The 19,424-nt window shown below is 66.6% G+C and carries 16 protein-coding genes and 3 riboswitches; of the genes, 6 read left to right on the top strand and 10 right to left on the bottom strand.

The window, feature by feature from the left end:
* Positions 1-81: 81 nt before the first annotated feature.
* The 5 genes from MRBLMD1_RS08905 to MRBLMD1_RS08885 all read right to left on the bottom strand — a co-directional run bounded on the left by MRBLMD1_RS08905 (position 82) and on the right by MRBLMD1_RS08885 (position 4,247).
* Positions 82-393, bottom strand: a complete 312-nt coding sequence (locus MRBLMD1_RS08905; protein ID WP_159630330.1) for an AzlD domain-containing protein — start codon at positions 391-393, stop codon at positions 82-84.
* Positions 390-1,172, bottom strand: coding sequence for an AzlC family ABC transporter permease (locus MRBLMD1_RS08900; protein WP_364398905.1), 783 nt, complete (start codon positions 1,170-1,172; stop codon positions 390-392). The genes MRBLMD1_RS08905 and MRBLMD1_RS08900 overlap by 4 nt, the downstream gene beginning before the upstream one ends.
* A complete protein-coding gene (locus MRBLMD1_RS21985) occupies positions 1,169-1,813 on the bottom strand; it encodes a DoxX family protein (RefSeq protein ID WP_414703675.1) in 645 nt (214 codons plus the stop codon). Before MRBLMD1_RS21985 ends, MRBLMD1_RS08900 begins: the two co-directional genes overlap by 4 nt.
* Before the next feature lie 93 nt (positions 1,814-1,906).
* Positions 1,907-3,340, bottom strand: coding sequence for a CoA transferase (locus tag MRBLMD1_RS08890; protein ID WP_364398903.1), 1,434 nt, complete (start codon positions 3,338-3,340; stop codon positions 1,907-1,909).
* Between the two features lie 7 nt (positions 3,341-3,347).
* Entirely contained in the window at positions 3,348-4,247 is a 900-nt protein-coding gene (locus MRBLMD1_RS08885; RefSeq protein WP_159630336.1) for a glycerophosphodiester phosphodiesterase, read from the bottom strand.
* Between the two features lie 49 nt (positions 4,248-4,296).
* On the opposite strand from MRBLMD1_RS08885, the gene MRBLMD1_RS08880 reads away from it, so the two are divergent.
* Together MRBLMD1_RS08880 and MRBLMD1_RS08875 are read left to right on the top strand one after the other, a co-directional pair.
* Positions 4,297-5,658 carry a DUF445 domain-containing protein gene (locus MRBLMD1_RS08880; RefSeq protein WP_364398900.1) on the top strand — a complete coding sequence of 454 codons (1,362 nt, stop codon included), beginning with the start codon at positions 4,297-4,299 and terminating at the stop codon, positions 5,656-5,658.
* A gap of 57 nt (positions 5,659-5,715) precedes the next feature.
* The gene (locus MRBLMD1_RS08875; protein ID WP_364398898.1) at positions 5,716-7,335 is read left to right on the top strand and encodes an HNH endonuclease signature motif containing protein; all 1,620 of its coding nucleotides are present in this window, start codon (positions 5,716-5,718) and stop codon (positions 7,333-7,335) included.
* Positions 7,336-7,392: 57 nt separating this feature from the next.
* Here MRBLMD1_RS08875 and MRBLMD1_RS08870 read toward each other — a convergent pair whose 3' ends face one another.
* From MRBLMD1_RS08870 to cycA, 5 genes are all read right to left on the bottom strand, one after another.
* A complete protein-coding gene (locus tag MRBLMD1_RS08870) occupies positions 7,393-8,142 on the bottom strand; it encodes a LamB/YcsF family protein (protein ID WP_364398896.1) in 750 nt (249 codons plus the stop codon).
* Positions 8,126-8,929 (bottom strand): hypothetical protein, encoded by an 804-nt coding sequence (locus MRBLMD1_RS08865; RefSeq protein WP_159630344.1) that lies wholly within the window; start codon positions 8,927-8,929, stop codon positions 8,126-8,128. The genes MRBLMD1_RS08870 and MRBLMD1_RS08865 overlap by 17 nt, the downstream gene beginning before the upstream one ends.
* A 122-nt stretch (positions 8,930-9,051) precedes the next feature.
* A complete protein-coding gene (locus MRBLMD1_RS08860; protein WP_159630346.1) occupies positions 9,052-9,888 on the bottom strand; it encodes a methylenetetrahydrofolate reductase in 837 nt (278 codons plus the stop codon).
* A gap of 152 nt (positions 9,889-10,040) precedes the next feature.
* Positions 10,041-10,140, bottom strand: a riboswitch (glycine riboswitch).
* A gap of 94 nt (positions 10,141-10,234) precedes the next feature.
* A complete protein-coding gene (purU, locus tag MRBLMD1_RS08855) occupies positions 10,235-11,110 on the bottom strand; it encodes a formyltetrahydrofolate deformylase (RefSeq protein ID WP_159635121.1) in 876 nt (291 codons plus the stop codon).
* A 65-nt stretch (positions 11,111-11,175) separates the two neighbouring features.
* Positions 11,176-12,687, bottom strand: coding sequence for a D-serine/D-alanine/glycine transporter (gene cycA / locus MRBLMD1_RS08850; protein ID WP_224024544.1), 1,512 nt, complete (start codon positions 12,685-12,687; stop codon positions 11,176-11,178).
* A 154-nt stretch (positions 12,688-12,841) separates the two neighbouring features.
* A riboswitch (glycine riboswitch) is annotated at positions 12,842-12,939 on the bottom strand.
* A 312-nt stretch (positions 12,940-13,251) separates the two neighbouring features.
* Positions 13,252-13,351, top strand: a riboswitch (glycine riboswitch).
* Between the two features lie 152 nt (positions 13,352-13,503).
* Between cycA and gcvP the strand changes: the two genes are divergently transcribed.
* From gcvP to glyA, 4 genes are read left to right on the top strand one after another with little or no spacing between them, the layout of a single operon-like run.
* The gene (gene gcvP / locus MRBLMD1_RS08845) at positions 13,504-16,356 is read left to right on the top strand and encodes an aminomethyl-transferring glycine dehydrogenase (RefSeq protein ID WP_364398893.1); all 2,853 of its coding nucleotides are present in this window, start codon (positions 13,504-13,506) and stop codon (positions 16,354-16,356) included.
* 9 nt (positions 16,357-16,365) lie between these two features.
* Complete coding sequence (gcvT, locus tag MRBLMD1_RS08840; RefSeq protein WP_364398891.1) at positions 16,366-17,478, top strand: glycine cleavage system aminomethyltransferase GcvT; 1,113 nt, start codon at positions 16,366-16,368, stop codon at positions 17,476-17,478.
* Positions 17,479-17,525: 47 nt separating this feature from the next.
* Positions 17,526-17,909, top strand: coding sequence for a glycine cleavage system protein GcvH (gcvH, locus tag MRBLMD1_RS08835; RefSeq protein WP_224024538.1), 384 nt, complete (start codon positions 17,526-17,528; stop codon positions 17,907-17,909).
* Positions 17,906-19,237 (top strand): serine hydroxymethyltransferase, encoded by a 1,332-nt coding sequence (gene glyA, locus MRBLMD1_RS08830; RefSeq protein WP_364398888.1) that lies wholly within the window; start codon positions 17,906-17,908, stop codon positions 19,235-19,237. The genes gcvH and glyA overlap by 4 nt, the downstream gene beginning before the upstream one ends.
* Positions 19,238-19,424: the final 187 nt, after the last annotated feature.

Raw genomic sequence — 19,424 nt, 5'->3', positions numbered from 1 at the left:
TGCATAAGCCGATCTCATAGTACAACCGGCACAGGCCCAGCAAAGTGACCCGGGTCACCACTTTGGGCACGAATTAGGGGATCAGTTCCAACCCAGGATCCGCAACAGTGCCGCCGTGCCGGCTCCGGCGATTACCACAACAAGGAACGGTGCCCGGAGTACCAGGGCGACCGCGGCGGCGGCCAGCGCTCCCAGCCTGGCGTCTGCGGCGAGCGCCTGGCCCGACACCACCGCATTCACCACTGTGAGCGAGGCCAGCAGTCCGATGGTCATGGTTCCCGCGACGCGTGAGGTGCGGGGGTCCTCAAGGAACTTGGCGGGAACAAAGTAGCCCACCAGCTTCCATGCGTAGGCAAGGACGCAGGCAATAAGCAGCCAGATCCACAGAGTCATGCGCGTGCTTCCGGGTCCGTGCCGCTTCTGCGCTCCGGTCCGCCAAGGCGGTCCTGGTGATGGCCGTGGCCGTGCGTGCCGTAGGGCTCGACGTCGGGTTCGAGGCCTTCGTCGCGGCGGCCATGGCTGAACCAGCCCACCAGCGCGGCAACTACCGCGGCCACCAGGATGGGGACGCCTGGCGGAACGAAGGGAACGGCAACTACGGTCGCCACGGCACACACCACCGCGATGGCGATTGGCTCCCGGCCCTTGAGCCGGGGCCAGAGCAGCGCCAGGAAGGCGGCGACGGCAGCCCCGTCCAGCCCCCATTGCTTGGGATCGCCCAGCCCGCTTCCGGCCAGTGCCCCCACAGCGGTGAAGAGGTTCCAGAGCACGTAGACGCCGATTCCGGCGGTCCAGAATCCGCGCTGCTGTTCGGCCGGGTCTGTCTGGCCCGTGCTCGTGGCAGTGGATTCGTCGATGGTGAGCTGCGCGCCGACGTACTTGCGCCAGCCCGTGGGGCGGAGCAGCGCGTTCAGCTGCATGCCGTAGATGCCGTTGCGCATGCCCAGGAGGGTGGCTGCGCTCATGGCCGCCAGGCCTGAGCCGCCGCCTGCCACCACCCCGATGAAGGCGAACTGCGAGCCGCCGCTGAAGAGGAGCAGGCTCAACACCATGGTCTGCCAGAAGTTGAGCCCGGACGTCACCGCGAGCGCCCCGAAGGACACGCCGTACAGCCCCGTGGCAATGCTGATGGAGATACCCACCCTGACTGCCGGCGATGCCAGCAGCTTCACCCTCGGCCTCCGGGTTTACGGTGTTTACGGCCGGGTAGTGCACGTGTCCGCAGGCTCCAGGCCCACAGGATCAGGGGCGCCTGGAGCGGAAGCCGCACGGCGTGGATCTTCCGGCGGCGGGGTGTGCCCTGCGGTCCGTACGCCCTCAGGAGGGCATCGACGTGCCCGGCCAGGAACGCCGTGAACATCGCGGTGATGGCAGTGGCTGTCAACTTCCGGGTGGGTGGCAGGAGAATTCCGACGGCGGCGGCGAGCTCCAGCAGGCCGCTCACGGCGATCCACTCGTCCCGGGACAGGACGGCCCATGGATGCTGGGCTGCGGCGGCTGTGCCCGTGCTGCTTGGGGGTGGGCTGCTTTGGGTTGGACTGCCCTCGGTTGAAATGCCTTGGGGTGAACTGCCTTGGGTTGGACTGTCAGGGGTGGTACCGCTTGGGGTTGCGTCAGGCGAGGGATCCTGCCGGCAGAGGTATCCCGGAACGACGTCACGGTAGAAGCCGGGATCCCTGAAATGCTTGCCGGCACTGGCCAGCAGAAGGGCCCCCATGGCAGCCGCGGACAGGTGCTGCACGGCCGCGCCGGGAATGGATGGGGACAGAGCGGACAGGCCCTTAGCAGCGGGGCCGGACCTGGGAGAAGACATGGAACCACTCAATCACAGCGTCAGCACCCCCAGAAACCCGGCATCCGGCAGGACAGCAGGGCTGCGCAGCTACACAGCCCGGGGCTGCAAGCGTCACAGCCAGGCGGCCGGCGAGCTTCCATATGGTGGTGGCGGGGACTGATAGTCCAGCGGCCGGCCTGCGTCGAGCAGTGGCGGCCCGACGTACCGCAACTCCCCAAAGCTGCTGTCCACGGACCGGTATTCGGGCGATGGGAGTTCCGCGGGGCTTGCTGTGGTGGCCTGGTTTTCGGTGCCAGCCTGGCTTTCGGTGCCAGCCCCGTGTTCCCTGCCGGCCTGGTTTTCCATGCCGGTCAAGGAAAACAGTTCCTCTGCGGTGCGGGCCAGAGACAGGTGTGCCGCGCCGCCCAAACCCGTCCGGCGCCGCGCGGCCAGAAGACCGACTGCAGCCGCAGCCACCCCGTAGCCGGTGGCATGGTCCAGCGCCTGCACCGGAAGGGCACCCGGGCGCCACCTGCCGTAATCGTCCTCTCTGCCGTAGAGGTGTGCGATTCCGCTGGCGGCCTGGACAATGCTGTCGAAGCCGCGCAGCCCGCTCCACGGCCCACTGCCGCCCCAGCTGTCCAACGTGACCACCACCAGTCCCGGGTGTGCTGCCAGCAGTTCCCGCGGATTGAGCCCAAAGCGGTCCAACGCGCCGTGCCGGTAACCGGTGACCACGGCATCTGCGCCGGCCAGGAGCTGCTGCAAGTTCTGCCGGTTTGCCGCGGGTCCCAGGTCGAGTACTGCGCTGCGCTTGCCAAAGGCCGTGTCCACGAACTGGTCTTCGATCTCGGGAAAGGCGGGCGGGTCGATTCGCAGGACCTCTGCTCCGAGCGCGGCCAGCAGCCGGGTGGCGACCGGCCCTGCGATGACCCGCGTCAGGTCCAGGACCCGTACCCCGGCCAGGGGCAGGCCGTCCGCACCGTGCAGGGCGCTGGTACCGGACAGGGTGCCGGGGCTGGTGCCGGCCTCTGTGGCCGCCCCGATATCCTGCAGTCCGAAGCCACTGGTTGTGCCGTCGGCATGCTCCACAGCAATCCAAGGTCCTGAACCGGCCGCTCGGCCCATGTCGGTCGCAAGCCATTCACCGCGAGTCCGGACAGCCGCGCCAATTCCGCCGTGCCGCTGGATGGCGGCCTCAGCCTCCAGCGCGGCCATGGACTGGAGTTCCCTCTCCACCCCTTCCGCGGAGGTTGCACCCAGCGCCTGCAAAAGCCGTTGCTCGTGGTGCGGGTAGTTTGCATGCAGCCGGATCCAGCCGTCGGCGGTCTTCCGGAAGCCGGACAGGGGCGCGAAACCCTGCGGCTTGCGCCCCGCAATCCGCAGGTGCCCGAAGGAATCGAAGGCAGCTGCCGTGAGCACAGCAGTTGTGCTGTACCGGCCAGGGCTCGCCGTGTACAGGTTCAGGGCTTCCGCGGCTGCTTCCACGGACTGCAGCGCCACGCCTTCGACGTCGAGCGGCCCGGCCCACCAGCGGGGCACGGACGGTGTGCCGGGGGCGGCCATGTCAGCGCTACTTTCCCTGCGGCGCGGCCATGTGCAGCTGTTCCAGGACGCGGGCCGGCACGTTGGTGGTGATCTCCTGGATGCCCAACTCCTGGCAAAGGGCCACGTCCTCCGGTGAGTCCACAGTCCACACCCTGAAGCGGCGGCCGGAGTCCAGCCAGCGCCGGACGGTGCCGGGGCGCTCACGGACGTAATCAATACCCGGCCCGGCCATCCCCACCTCCCGGTCATCCAGGATCCGTTCGCCCTCCAGCTGGGTGGCCTTCATCAGGTTTGCGATGGCGCCGCCCGTAATCGGCCCCACCCCCAGCCCGCCACGGATCTCATGGATGGTGACGTCGTCCACGAGTTGGCAGATGTACTGAGGCGGGATGGACAGGAGCAGGTGCCGGACGGAATCGGGGCTGAAACTCATGAATGTCACGGCGATGTTGTCCACTGTGGAGCTTTGCGGGTCCCAGCCCTCGCTGCGGAGTACTTCCAGGACCCGGTCCTCCAGCTTGAGCTGGTAGGGGCTGGGATGCTTGAGCTCAATGGCGAGTTTCACCGGACGGCCCGCCCCGCGCAGGACGTCCAGCAGCTCCGGAAGGGTCAGGAGCTGCTCGGAGCGCGCCCCGTAGGTTTCGGGAATGCGGACGCCTTTCCAGGACGAGAAGTCCAGCTGGCGCAACTCCTCCAGCGTCCGTTCGGCCACCGGGCCGGTCCCGTCCGACGTGCGGTCCAGGTTGGCGTCGTGGAGCAGCACCACGTGCTGGTCCCGGGTCAGGTGGACATCGCACTCCACGCCGTCGGCCCCGTCAGCCAGGGCCTGCAGGTAGGCGGCGCGGGTGTGTTCGGCATACGCGCCGCTGGACCCGCGGTGGGCAAAGACCAGCGGCCGCTGCGGCACTGACTCGTCAATTGTCATGGACACACGGTAGCCGACCCGCCCCCGCCTTCGGGGCTAGGCTTGGCACATGCAGGTGAACTCTGAGGCAACTACTGGGCCAACCACGCAGGAAGCGCCCGCGGAGGCCGCGCGGGAGGTGCCGCCGGGCACTAAGGCGGCTGCCGCCGTCGTAAGCCGCCGGCTTGGTGCCGGCGACGCCGAAAAGGCGGCAGCGCTGCGGAAAATGAAGCTGCTGGCGCTGAGCCTGCTGATCGCAATGGCCGTGGTCTTTGTCTTCGCGTTCGCGCTGCAGAAGGACTATCCATGGCTGCAGTACGTACGCGCGGCCGCTGAGGGTGGCATGGTGGGCGCGCTGGCCGACTGGTTCGCCGTGACGGCGCTGTTCAAGTACCCCATGGGCATCAAGATTCCGCACACAGCCATCATTCCGCGCCGCAAGGACCAGATCGGCGCCTCCCTGGGTGAGTTCGTGGAGACCAATTTCCTCTCCGAACAGGTGGTGCAGGACAAGCTGGCCAGCGTCAACATCGCCCGCCGTGCCGGTGAATGGCTGGCAGCCCCCGGTGGTGCCGACCGTGTGGCCAAGGAAGGTGCTGCGGTGATCCGCGGCGCGTTTAAGGTTTTGAATGACGACGACGTCCAGGCCGTCATCGAGGGCATGGTCCGCAAGCACCTGCTTGCTCCGCCGTGGGGACCCCCGGTGGGCAGGCTGGCGGAGCGGGTCTTCCACGACGGGCACCACCACACGCTGGTGGACCTGCTGGTGGACCGTGCTGCGGACTGGGTGGATGACAACCACGAGACCGTCACCCGCTTGGTATCCGACCGCTCCCCCACCTGGGTTCCGCAGTTCGTGGATGGTCTGGTGGGCGACAAGGTCTACCTCGAAATCCTCAAGTTCGTGCGCGCGGTCCAGGCCGACCCCCGCCACCAGGTGCGCCAGTCGATCGACAAGTACCTCAACGACCTCGCGCAGGACCTGCAGCATGATCCGGCGATGATTGCCCGCGCGGAGGACATCAAGGCGCAGGTGCTGGGCGATCCCGAGGTGCGCGAGCTCGCATCCCGGACCTGGGGCACGGTCAAGAACGCGCTGCTGGGTGCCGTTGACGATCCGGACAGCGAGCTCACCATCAAGTTCAAGGCCGCGGTGCGCGATTTTGGCTCGCGCCTGGTGCAGGATCCGGAACTGGCCGGCAAGGTCAACGCCTGGATCGGCGACGCCGCCGGGTATCTGGTCCGGACCTACCGTTCGGACATCGCCGGAGTCATCACGGACACGGTTGCGCGCTGGGATGCCGAGGAAACTTCGCAGAAGATTGAGCTTCAGGTAGGCAAGGACCTGCAGTTCATCCGCATCAACGGCACCGTGGTGGGGTCCCTCGCCGGGCTGGCGATCTTCACGGTGGCGCAGCTGATTTTTGGGTGATTCGCTCGCGGCGGCCTGGCGGTTGGGCACGGGGCGGCTTCAAATGTCAGTGCCTCGATGGATGATGTCGGTATGGGAATCGGCGGTGGTGTCGGGGTGGCTTTGGAGGGTATCCACGCCTCCATTGCTGCCCTGAATGCGCTGGAGAAAGAGGACGCTTTCCTGGCTTCCGGAGCTCATGCTGGCGCCGGTATGGATGTGTTCCAGCGCCGGTATGAGTTGTGCCTGGAAGGGTTGGAGCTGACGGCCCGGCTGGAAGCTCAACTTACGGCGCTAAAGTCCCGGCAGGCCGCCCGGGCCGTTGAACTGCAGCAGGCGATGACCCCGCCGGACGCCACCGTCCAGGACCGCACTTACGCTGACATGTCGGTGGTGGAGGAAATCGCCGGGGTGCTGACCATCAGCTCCGCGGCTGCCGGGGCGTTGGTGGAGCAGTCACGGCGGATCTGTTCCCTGCCGATGGTTTTCCAGGCGCTGGCCGCCGGCGACATGTCCTGGCAGCACGCCCGCATTGTCGCCGATGAGACCGAGGGCCTCTCCCCCGACGGCGCGGCCTCTCTGGTGGCGCATTTCTTCGACCCGGCTGCACCCCAGCGCGCCCGCGGCGCCGCCCCCGGCGAGCTCGTCCCGTCCCGGTTCCGGGCGAAGGTGCGTGGGTGGCGGGAACGCCACCACCCGGAATCGATCGAGAAGCGCCACGCCAAAAGTGCCGCTGACCGGCGGATGGAATACACCCCCGACCGGGACGGTATGGCCTGGGTCTCCCTCTACCTGCCCGGCGACACCGCCTGTGCCATCTGGAACCGGACCACGGCCACCGCCCGCGGACTCCAAGGCCCCACCGAAGAGCGCACCCTCACCCAGCTGCGCCCCGACATCGCCGCCAGCCTCCTACTCGGCGCCGGCCAGATGGCGGGCGAGGGGTCCACCGGCACCGCCCCGGGCACGCAGGGTGTCACCGGGATCGGGAAGGTCCTTGCGCCGCGGGCCGACGTCCTGGTCACCGTGCCCGTCTTCGCCCTCCTCGGAGTGACCGATGAACCCGCCGTACTGGATGGTTTCGGGCCGATCCCGGCGTCCATGGCCCGCAAACTTGTCGCCGACGGGGCGGAATCGTTCTACCGGGTCCTCGTCGACCCACGCGACGGCGCACCACTGGAAATCGGCCGCAAAAACTACCGGCTCACCGAAACCATCAAACGGTGGATCAGGATGCGCGACGCCAAGTGCACCTTCCCCGGCTGCACCAACCGCACCCCCGACAACGAAACCGACCACCTACAAGCGTGGGAACACGGCGGCACGACCAACGTCAGTAACCTGGCCCAGCTCTGCCCCAAACACCACCGGCTCAAACACAACACCAGATGGACACCGGACCCGGCCAACAAGAATGAATCACCCGGCTGGACCTCACCAACAGGCAGGCACTACAACCCAGAACACCCCGACCCCGAACCAACCCACTGGCCACCGGAAAGTTGGCCGCAGGGGTCGCAATGGCCGCAGTGGCTCAAATGGGATGCGCCGGGTCAATGCCAATGCCTGGAGGCCAGCCTCGAAAACCTTCCGCAGTGGGAACCAGACGACGACAGATACGTGGACCTCAACGACCTGCCGGCCGACGATCCCCTCTGGACCGAACTCCTCGCCACGCCATTAGTACCGTCGGGATGATGGGGCCTTGGCAGTCCAACGGTCAGTAGTCCCTGGGTCCGGAGCACGCTGCCGCTTCTATGCGAAGGCCTCCAGTTCCACGCCCGCGGCCTCAAGTCCTGCCCGAATTTTTGCCGCCGTCTCCACGGCGCCGGGGCTACAGCCCTGCAGTCGCAGGGAGTCCGGCTGGACGGTGACGATGGACCCGTCGATGGCCATCACTTCGCCTTTTGTGGCCAGGCGAACGGCGCGCTCAACGATCGTGTCGACGTCGTGCAGCACGGCGTCTTCCCTGGACAGCGGCACCAGGGTGCCGTCGGCGTAGTAGGCGCGGTCGGCGAAGGCCTCGGTGAACACGGGGTGGCCGGCCTCCTTGGCCTGCTTCAGCAGCTCCGACCCCGGGAAGCCCAGGATGGGAAGTCCAGGATCGTAGGCGTTCACGGCCGCCACGAGTGCGGAGGCCTGCTCAGCATCATGGATCAGGGTGTCATACAGCGCACCGTGTGGCTTCACGAAGTCCACCGAGGCACCCACGGCATGTGCGACGCCGTCGAGCGCGCCCAGCTGGTACAGCACGTCGCCAAATAGCTCATCAAAGCTCATGTCCAGCGAGCGCTGGCCAAAACCGGCCATATCGCGGTACCCAAGGTGCGCACCCACGGTGACGTCAAGTTCGTAAGCCGCCCGGCAGCTGTCCAGCATGATGACGGGATCGCCTGCATGGAGGCCGCACGCTACGTTGACACTGGTGGCCAGCTGGAACATCGCCGGATCGCCACCCGCGGTCCAGGAGCCGAATGATTGGCCTACATCAGCGTTTAGATCCAAGGGTGTTGCCTTCCAGGGTCAGGTTGTCCGGCCCGGCAGCTGCGGTCAGCTCCCCGGGAATGGTGTCCGGCATGGGTCCGAACGCCTCCCTGGCGTTCTGCGCCACGGCACGGCCCATCACGAGGTTACCGGCTCCACCCACAACTGCCCCTATGCCGAAGGGGAGGGCCCGGCCGAACAGCGCAGTGCCCTGCCGTTTGAGCAGGTTCTTCAGGAAGGCGTGCTGGATCTTCTTCCGCACACTCCCGAATCCAGGGATCGAGGACTTGGACAGCATGTTCCCCCAGACGTCGGCGGGCTTGGCGCCGCCGGCCGCCTGGCCGCTGAGCGTTCCCAGCAGGGCGGTCCCTTCCTCACCAAGCATGATGGCCATAACCATGGTGCCGGCCTTCTCGGGATTGGTGAGGCGGATGCCGTGGAGCTCTGCCAGCGACGTCGCGTAGAGGGCCGTCGCCTCCAGGAAGCCGACGGTTGCGGCTGCGGAAAGTCCCAGCGACGCCACGGTTCCAACACCAGGGACGACGGCGGTGGCACCCACCAGGGCACCCCCACCGGTCACTGCGCGCAGGTAGTCACGCTCTGCGATGGCCGCCAACTGGGCGGCGGTGGCCCGTGGATGCTTCTTCTGGAGCCGGCGGATGTAGGCCACCACCAGGGGCCGCTGGATCTGCACTGCCTTCAGGAGCATGTTGTGGACACCGGGCTTGGGTTTGCCGTCGGCATCGAACATTGCGTTGTGGGCGGTTTCCTGTGCGATTCGTACTGCGGGATTGCTGCGCCTGGCCATGGTCACCTTCATTCAAATCGACCTGCAGCGGGTAGGCTGCCGTGCTTATCCATCCTATGTGGACAAACACTAAGCATGCTGAACTTTCCGCTCCGCGTCACGGCTACCCCCGCCGCCGGCCTCTAGTTGGCGGGGCCGGCCAGGTTGTTGAACGTGTAAAGGTGGATACCTTCCACTGCTTCGCCGCGCTGCAGTTCCGCGACGATGGCCTCGGAGGAGTAGCGGCCATCTTGGAGCAGGCGCCGGCCAAGGGGTCCCCTGCGGTTCAGCAGTGTGAGGGATGGGCCTACACCGATTTTCAGCGCGGCGCGAATGAGCTGCGCCCGCGGAACGGCGCCGGGCACTCCGGCCCAGACAGGCAGGCGCACCCCTTCCCGGCGCAGGGTTTGGGCGTACCACTGGATCCGGGGGGCCGAAAGGCACAGTTGCGTCACCACTGACGATGCCAGGTGCTGCTTTTCCAGCAGGGCATCAAGCATGTGCAGTTCGCTGTGGCCCGGGTGCCCTTCGGGGTAGCCCGCCACGCCGGCCCGGATGGTGCCGCCAGAGACCTCCGCGAGGTCCTCCAGCAACGGAAGGCTGCTGTCATAGGGACCGGCCGGCTCCCCCGCGTCACCGCCGACGGCGAACACTTCGGTGATGCCGGCGTCGTGGCAGTTCCGGACCACGCCGGCCAGTTGCTCACGGCTTTCGATGCTTCGTGCTGCCAGGTGCGGAACAACCTCGAAGCCAAGGTAGGCAAGCTCAATGGCCGTCCGGATGGTGGGTCCCACACCCTGGCGGGGCAGGCACGTCACCGTCAGCTGCGCCCCAGGGGGCACGGCGGCCTGGATGCGGGCGGCAATACCCTCCGAGGGAATGATCTGCATCCGGACAGGCAGTACCGTACCGTACTTGCCGGCCTGTCCTTCCGCGGGAGTCGGTGCTGCGGCTGGTGCCAGGAGGGATTGAATCGTCATGAGGAACTCCAGGTTTGGCCGGCCACGGGTGGCACGGCATGGATCGGGTCCCTCCCCGCTCTGTATTGGACCTGAGAGATTCCGCAAACCCATCAGGGCCTGCTTGCACCGTCGGTGAGTGCTGCCGGAGCAGCACTGCTTTCCAGAGTCGCCTCGCCGTGACGGTACATGGGCCTGAGAGATTCCTGGGGAGGATTTGCTCCTACGGCGCCTGCCCGGTGATGGCCGGGAGAACTCTCCCGCCACAGCTCGAAAGGCTGTATTCAGTAGTGGTGCCACGGCGGCCGGCGCCTGCCCCTCCGTTTGGAGGGAGTGCGGGCACCGGCCGCGTGGACGGGCCCGCAAACTAGCGGAGGATGACCGTCCGGTTGCCGGAGAGGACTATCCGCCCTTCAGCGTGCCAGCGGACGGCATTCGTGAGCGCCTTGCATTCGGCGTCGCGGCCAACCGTGACCAGGTCCGAGGCGGAGTACGTGTGGTCCACCTCGATGACCTGCTGCGAGATGATGGGCCCTTCGTCCAGCTCCGAGTTGACGTAGTGGGCGGTGGCACCCACCGTTTTGACGCCGCGCTCGTAGGCCTGGTGGTAGGGCTTTGCCCCCTTGAAGCTGGGCAGGAACGAGTGGTGGATGTTGATGGCCTTCCCGCTCAGGCGGGTGGTGGCCTCGTCGCTGAGCACCTGCATGTAGCGGGCCAGCACCACCAACTCCACGGCGTAGTCGTCCACCAGGGCCAGCAGCCGCTCCTCGGCATCGGCCTTGGTTTCCGGCGTCACGGGGATGTGGTGGAACGGAACACCGTGCCACGCCGCAAGCGGTTCCAGGTCCGGATGGTTGGACACCACGGCGGCGATCTCCACGGGCAATTCACCATTGCGGGCGCGGAACAGGAGGTCGTTGAGGCAATGCTCATACTTGGAGACCATCACCAGGATGGGCTGCTTGCGTCCGTGGCGTTCCAGCCGCCAGTCCATCTGCCACTCCTGGGCCACCTGACCGAAACCGGCCCGGAGGCGGCCAAGGTCCAGCTCAACCTGCGAGGTGACGTGGATGCGCATGAAGAACCGCCCGCTCGCCCTGTCGCCGAACTGCTTGATGTCCACGATGTAGCATTCCTGTTCCAGCAGGTATGCCGCCACCGCCTGGACAATGCCAAGGGCATCCGGGCAGTGGAACGTCAGCACGAATTCCCGGCCCGTTTCCGGATCTGCCACTGCCTGCAGCTGCCCGGCTTCAGAAGTCCCAGGTTCGGATGCGCGCAGCCCGGAAGCGCGGAGCTCCTCAGCGATCACCGGTTGACCCGCTCTTCCCCCGCTTCTGCGGCGGCACCCGTACGGACAGCCTTGCCGGCTGCGGCGTCGGTGAAGTCCTGGTCCGCCTGCAGTTCAGCCTGGAACGTAGCGAAACGGGCCTGGTGTGCGGGGCGGCGGCGGAGGACGAACCATGCTGCGCCCAGCAGGATGAACCAAACCGGGGTGACCAGCAGGGCCACCAGGGTGTCCGGCTGGGTGGTGAGGGTCCAGATCACGAAGGCGAAGAAGGCGAAGACCACCCAGACCATGGCAACACCACCGGGCATTTTGAACTTCGATGCTTCATGCAGGTGCGGCCGGCGGCGGCGGAAGGCGATGTAGCTGGCCAGGATGATGGACCAGACAAAGACGAAGCAGACGGCGGAGACGGTGGTGACCATATCAAAGGCCTTGCCCACGTCCTGGCCCGCGTACATGAGGACGACGCCGGACAGCAGCAGCACGCAGGAGAGGAACAGTGCGTTCTGGGGCACCTTGCGCCGGGACAGTTTGCCAAAGACGTCGGGGGCGTCGCCTTCCTGGGCAAGGCCGAAGACCATGCGGGAGGTCGAGTAGATGCCCGAGTTCGCGGAGGACATCGCGGAGCTCAGCACCACGAGGTTGACCACGGTGGCCGCGGCGCCCAGGCCTGCCAGGGAGAACATGGCGATGAAGGGGCTGTGGCCGGCCCTGAACTCGGTCCAGGGGGTGACGGCCATCAGGATGATGAGGGCGCCAACGTAGAACAGGAGCACGCGGATGGGGATGGAGTTGATGGCCTTGGGCAGGTTCCGCTCCGGGTTCTTGGCCTCGGCCGCCGTGGTGCCCACCAGCTCGATGCCCACGAAGGCGAAGACGGCGATCTGGAAGCCGGCCACGAAGCCCATGAACTCGTTCGGGAAGAATCCGCCGTGGCTCCACAGGTTGGTGAAGGTGGCAGGGCCTGCGTCGGACTGGAAACCGGTGAAGATCATGAACAGGCCAACGATGATCAGTGCGGCAATGGCAACGATCTTGATGAGTGCGAACCAGAACTCCGTCTCGCCGAACGCCTTCACCGTGGTGAGGTTCAGCAGGAGCAGGATGGCCACGGTGGCCAGGCCGGGAATCCACAGGGGCACCCCGGGCCACAGTTCACGGGAGTAGCCGGCGATGGCGATGACATCGGCGATGCCGGTGATGACCCAGCAGAACCAGTAGGTCCAGCCCGTAAAGAAGCCGGCCCACGGACCCAGCAGGTCGGCGGCAAAGTCGCTGAAGGACTTGTAGTTGAGGTTGCTGAGCAGCAGTTCACCCATGGCACGCATGACGAAGAACAGCATGAAGCCGATGATCATGTACACGAAGATCACTGATGGGCCGGCCGCCGAGATGGTCTTGCCGGAGCCCATGAACAGGCCGGTGCCGATTGCACCGCCGATGGCGATCAGTTGGATGTGGCGGTTGCTGAGCTGCCGCTCCAGGTGCGGGGCTCCGCCGCCGGGGGACGTCGGGGAATGGGTCGTCATTGAGGAACTCCATCGTTCGAGCGGCACCCGGGGTGTCGCAAAGATTGGATTTCCTCCCCGCTCTGTCTGGGACCTGAGAGTTTCCACATGCCGAAATGGGCGTGCTTGCACCGTCGGTGAGCCAGGACAGGGCCCGGCTGCTTTCCAGAGTTGCCTCATCGCGGCGGTACGTGGGCCTGAGAGTTTCCTGGGGAGGGTTTGCTCCTACGGCGCCTGCTGAACGTACCGGCAGGGCTCTCCCGCCGCAGGTCAAAAGCGTTTGCTTGGTAATCAGTGTTCAGTTGTCAGAGGGCATCCATGCCAGGCGCAATAATGCGCAGAATGGACAGTGGGGCCTCCGGTGATCCCGGCCGGCGAACGGAGCGCCCAGCGTCTTTGGGCCAGTTCCGCTGTCCGGCCGGATCACGGGGTTCAGTGTGGCGTCCGTCACGAACAAAAGTCAAGCCCGGCGTTACGCCATCCACGTAACGCCCTTGAGCCCCAATTCATGACGGACTGATTTGCTCCCCGCTTCGCTTTGCCTGTAACCTGTGAGCCGAATCACCCACATTTCAATAAGCCTTTCGAGCTGTGGCGGGAGAGTTCTCCCGGCCATCACCGGGCAGGCGCCGTAGGAGCAAATCCTCCCCAGGAATCTCTCAGGCCCATGTACCGTCACGGCGAGGCGACTCTGGAAAGCAGTGCTGCTCCGGCAGCACTCACCGACGGTGCAAGCAGGCCCTGATGGGTTTGCGGAATCTCTCAGGTCCAATACAGAGCGGGGAGGGACCCGATCCATGCCGTGCCACCCGTGGCCGGCCAAACCTGGAGTTCCTCATGACGATTCAATCCCTTCCGTCTGCCTTTGCAGACCGGCATATCGGTGCACGCCGCCAGGCTGACGTGGACACCATGCTCAAGGCCGTTGGCTACGACAGCGTTGATGGACTGGTGGACATCGCCGTTCCCAACTCAATCCGCCAGTCCAAGCCCCTTGCGCTCAAAGACGCGCTGAGCGAGGTTGAGGTCCTTGCGGAGCTGCGCAGGCTCGCCGCCAAGAACAAGACGGCCGTGCAGATGATCGGCCAGGGCTACTACGACACCATCACGCCCGCCGTCATCCGCCGGAATGTCCTGGAGGCCCCGGCCTGGTACACCGCCTACACCCCGTACCAGCCCGAGATTTCCCAGGGCCGGCTTGAGGCGCTGCTGAACTTCCAGACCATGGTTCAGGACCTGGTGGGCCTGCCCATCGCCAACGCCTCCCTGCTCGATGAAGCCACGGCTGTTGCCGAAGCTGTCCTCATGATGCGACGCGCCAACAAGAACAAGGACGCCCGCGACGGCAAGACCGTCCTGGACGCAGACGTCCTGCCGCAGACCATCGCCATCGTCAAGGGCCGCGCCGAGGCGCTCGGCTTCGAGGTTGAGGTCGCCGACCTGTCCAAGGGACTCCCTGAAGGCGCGATCAACGGGATCGTGCTCCAGCAGCCCGGCGTCTCCGGCCGCGTCTTCAACCACGCCGGCGTCATTGCCGAGGCCAAGGAGCGCGGCGCGCTGGTCACGGTCGCCGCTGACCTGCTGGCATTGACCCTGATCACCCCTCCGGGCGAACAGGGTGCCGACATCGCCGTCGGCTCCACCCAGCGCTTCGGTGTCCCGCTGTTCTTCGGCGGCCCGCACGCCGCCTACATGGCCGTGGCCAAGGGCCTGGAGCGTTCCATGCCGGGCCGCCTGGTGGGCGTATCCAAGGACGACGCCGGCCTCCCGGCGTACCGCCTGGCGCTGCAGACCCGCGAGCAGCACATCCGCCGCGAAAAGGCGACATCCAACATCTGCACCGCGCAGGCCCTGCTGGCCATCGTCTCCTCCTTCTACGCCGTTTACCACGGCCCCGACGGGCTGAAGGCCATCGCCGAGCGCGTCCACAACAACGCCCGCGCCCTCGCCACCACGCTCCAGATCGCAGGCCGGGAACTGGCCGCCGAGGCGTTCTTCGATACGGTCACGGTCTCCGTCCCGGGCAAGGCCGCCAAGGTCATCACCGCTGCTGAAGCACGCGGCATCAACCTGCGCCACATCGACGCCGACACCATCGGCGTGTCCGTGGATGAAACCACGACGCCGGAAATCCTGTCCGCGATCGCCGTCGCCTTTGGAGCCGGCCCGGTAGTGGACGCTGAGGGCTTCGACCTGCCCGCAGAGGTGCTCCGCACCTCCGAGTACATGCAGCACCCGGTGTTCAACACCCACCGGTCCGAAACCCAGCTGCTGCGCTACATCCGCAGGCTGTCCGACCGGGACCTCGCACTGGACCGCACCATGATCCCGCTGGGCTCGTGCACCATGAAGCTGAACGCCACCGCCGAGATGGAGGCCATCTCCTGGCCGGAGTTCGCCTCCATCCACCCCTTCGCCCCGGACTCCCAGACCGAAGGCTGGCGTGAACTGATCAGCGGCCTGGAAGCCGACCTTGCGGAAATCACCGGCTACGACCAGGTGTCGCTGCAGCCGAACGCCGGTTCCCAGGGCGAGCTCGCCGGCCTGCTGGCCATCCGCGGCTACCACCGCGCCAACGGCGATACCCAGCGCAACGTGTGCCTGATCCCCGCTTCCGCCCACGGCACCAACGCCGCCTCTGCTGTCCTGGCCGGCATGAAGGTCGTCGTCGTTGCCACGGCCGCGGACGGCACGATCGACCACGAGGACCTGTACGCGAAAATCGAGGCGAACAAGGACGTCCTCTCGGCGATCATGATCACCTACCCGTCCACCCACGGCGTGTACGACGCGGACGTGACCGAGATCTGCGAGGCTGTGCACGCTGCCGGTGGCCAGGTCTACGTTGACGGTGCCAACCTGAACGCCCTGGTGGGACTGGCCCAGCCCGGCAAGTTCGGCGGCGACGTCTCCCACCTGAACCTGCACAAGACCTTCTGCATCCCGCACGGCGGCGGCGGACCCGGCGTCGGACCTGTTGCGGCCAAGGCCCATCTGGCGCCGTTCATGCCCGGCGACGCCAACAAGGCAGCGCATGAGGAAGGCCACGGCGTGGCCATCAGCGCCTCGAACTTCGGTTCCGCCGGTGTCCTGCCGATCTCCTGGGCGTACGTGAAGCTCATGGGTGGCGAGGGCCTGACCGAGGCCACCAAGGCAGCCCTGCTCGCAGCGAACTATGTTGCCGTGCGCCTGAACGAGTACTTCCCGGTGCTGTACACCGGTGAAGGCGGGCTCGTGGCGCACGAATGCATCCTGGACCTGCGCGACCTGACCGCCAGGACCGGCGTCACGGCCGAGGATGTGGCCAAGCGCCTCATCGACTTCGGCTTCCACGCCCCGACCCTGGCGTTCCCGGTGGCAGGCACCTTGATGGTGGAGCCCACGGAGTCCGAGGACCTGGCCGAGATCGACCGCTTCATCGAGGCCATGATCACTATCCGCAAGGAAATCGACCAGGTGGCCAACGGCGACTTCTCTGTCCAGGACTCCCCGCTGCGCAACGCACCCCACACCGCGTCCGCCGTCGTGAACTCCGAATGGACCCGCCAGTACAGCCGCGAGCAGGCCGTCTTCCCCGTCCACCACCTCAAGCAGGACAAGTACTTCCCGCCGGTGGGCCGGATCGACGGCGCCGCCGGAGACCGGAACCTCATCTGCTCCTGCCCGCCGCTCGAAGAGTTCGAAAACTAAGGATCCCCCATGACTGAGAACTACACGGCTCTTTACGAAGAGCACAAGAAGCTGGGCGCCTCCTTCACCGACTTCGGTGGCTGGCAGATGCCGCTCAAGTACAGCTCCGAACTGGCCGAGCACCACGCCGTCCGCAACGCCGCCGGCCTGTTCGACCTCTCCCACATGGGCGAAGTATGGGTCACCGGGCCCCAGGCCGGTGCCTTCCTTGACTACGCCTTGGTGGGCAAACTGTCCGCCATCGCGGACGGCAAGGCCAAGTACTCGCTGATCTGCAATGAAGACGGCGGCATCATCGACGACCTCATCACGTACCGTTTCGGCGATGAGAAGTACCTGGTGGTTCCCAACGCCGGCAACGCCCCCACCGTGGCGGCCGCCCTCGCCGAACGCGCTGTCGCCTTCGACGTGACGGTGGAGGACGCTTCGGCGGCAACCTCGCTCGTCGCAGTCCAGGGACCCAAGGCCGAGGCCATCCTGCTCAAGCTCACGGACGAGTCCCAGCATGCCTTGGTCACCGACCTGAAGTACTACGCGTTCAACGAAGTCACCGTGGCCGGCCACGATGTCATCCTGGCCCGCACCGGCTACACCGGTGAAGACGGCTTTGAACTCTTCCTCCCGAACGAAGGCGCCGCTTCCCTGTGGGAGTCCGTGGCCCAGGCCGGGGAAGAGTTCGGCATTGTCCCCTGCGGCCTCGCATCCCGCGATTCGCTTCGCCTTGAAGCGGGCATGCCGCTGTACGGCAACGAGCTCTCGCTGGAGCGCTCGCCGTTCGACGCCGGCCTTGGCCCCGTAGTTGCCCTCAAGTCCAAGGAAGGCGACTTCGTGGGACGGGCCGCACTCGAGGCAGCCAAGGAAGCCGGCCCCAAGCGCAAACTCGTTGGCCTGAAAGGGCACGGCCGCCGTGCCGGCCGTGGCGGCTACCCCGTCCTGAAAGACGGAAACGTGGTGGGCGAGGTGACCTCGGGCCAGCCGAGCCCCACCCTTGGCTACCCCGTGGCACTGGCCTACGTCGACGTCGAGCACGCTGAGCTGGGCACCGCACTGGACGTGGACCTGCGCGGCAAGGCCGAGCCCTTCGAAGTCGTCGCACTGCCCTTTTACAAGCGCCAAAAATAGCACCGGCGCTCCCGCATTTTTGAACCCCAAACTTAAGGAAACACACCATGGCTAAAGTTGCCGCTGAACTGAAGTACTCCGCCGAACACGAATGGATCGCCGCCGACGGCTCCGGCCCGTCCGTGGTGGGCGTGTCCGCCGTTGCCGCCGAGGCGCTGGGCGACATCGTCTACGTGGACCTGCCCGAGGTTGGCGCCACGGTGACCGCAGGCGAGACCTGTGGCGAGATCGAGTCCACCAAGTCCGTCTCCGACCTGTACTCCCCCGTGACGGGCGAGGTCACGGAAGTCAACGACGACGTCGTCAGCGACCCCGCCGTGATCAACAACGACCCCTACGGCGCCGGCTGGCTCTTCAAGGTCACCGTCACCGAAGAGGGCCCGCTGCTGTCCGCACAGGAATACGCCGAAGCAAACGGCGGCGAACTGTGAGCGGCGCTTCATCCGCCGCGGGCACCGTGGCCTTTGAACAGGTGGTCTCCCCCAGCCTGAACGCAGACCTCGCTGCCCTGGACCCCGAGATTGCAGCAAAGATCGACGACGAACTGGGCCGCCAGCGCGACGGCCTGGAAATGATCGCTTCCGAGAACCACACAGCCGCAGCGGTCATGCAGGCGCAGGGCTCGGTGCTGACCAATAAGTACGCCGAGGGCTACCCGGGCAAGCGGTACTACGGTGGCTGCGAGCACGTGGACGTCATCGAGCAGCTGGCCATCGACCGGGTCAAGGCCCTGTTCGGCGCCGGGTTCGCCAACGTCCAGCCGCACTCCGGCGCCCAGGCCAACGCCTCGGTGATGCACGCGCTCATCAAGCCCGGCGACACCATCATGGGACTGAACCTGGCCCACGGCGGCCACCTGACCCACGGCATGCGGATCAACTTCTCCGGCAAGCTCTACAACGTGGTCCCGTACCAGGTCCGCGAAGACACCCACACCATCGACATGGCAGAGGTGGAGCGGCTGGCCCAGGAGCACAAGCCGCAGCTCATCGTGGCCGGCTGGTCAGCCTACGCGCGCCAGCTGGACTTCGCCGAGTTCCGCCGCATCGCCGATTCCGTGGGCGCCTACCTCATGGTGGACATGGCACACTTCGCCGGGCTGGTGGCCGCCGGCCTGCACCCCTCGCCGGTCCCGCACGCCCACGTGGTCACCTCCACCACGCACAAGACCCTCGCCGGCCCGCGCGGCGGCATCATCCTCTCCAACGACCCCGACGTCGCGAAAAAGATCAACTCCGCCGTCTTCCCGGGCCAGCAGGGCGGGCCGCTGGAGCACGTCATCGCCGGCAAGGCCGTGGCTTTCAAGATCGCGGCGTCCGAGGAATTCAAGGAGCGGCAGGAGCGCGTCCTGGCCGGCGCCCGCATCCTGGCCGAACGCCTGGTCCAGCCGGACGTCACCGCCAGGGGCATCAGCGTGGTGTCCGGCGGCACCGACGTGCACCTGGTCCTCGTTGACCTGCGCAACTGCGAACTCGACGGCCAGCAGGCCGAAGACCGCCTGGCCGCGATCGACATCACCGTCAACCGCAACGCGGTCCCGTTCGACCCGCGTCCGCCAATGGTCACGTCCGGCCTGCGCATCGGCACCCCGGCCCTGGCCACCCGTGGCTTCGGCGAGGACGCCTTCCGCGAGGTTGCGGACATCATCGCCGAGGCATTGATTGCCAACGCCGGCGCGGACCTTTCCGGGCTGCGTCACCGCGTCGAGGCACTCGCCGCAGCCCACCCGCTCTACCCGGGCGTCGCACCACTGTCCTGATCTCCGGTTGCTACCGGGACCGGCGGACCGGACATTTTCACGCCTGCGTTGGGCCCACGCCGTCAGGGTTCCCTGGCCGAGCTTGCGAGGCTAGGGAGACGGTGGGGAGCAGGCTTTCGAAAAGTCCGGCTCCGCCGGCCCCTCGTGCGCATGTCTCCTGGTGACGTGCCCGCGGAGTGGGTGGGGC

Origin of the sequence: Pseudarthrobacter sp. LMD1-1-1.1, assembly GCF_040676255.1 — a bacterium.
Lineage (GTDB): Bacteria > Actinomycetota > Actinomycetes > Actinomycetales > Micrococcaceae > Arthrobacter.
The sequence above is the reverse complement of the archived record's forward strand: the minus strand, read 5'-3'. Positions and strand labels throughout refer to the sequence as shown.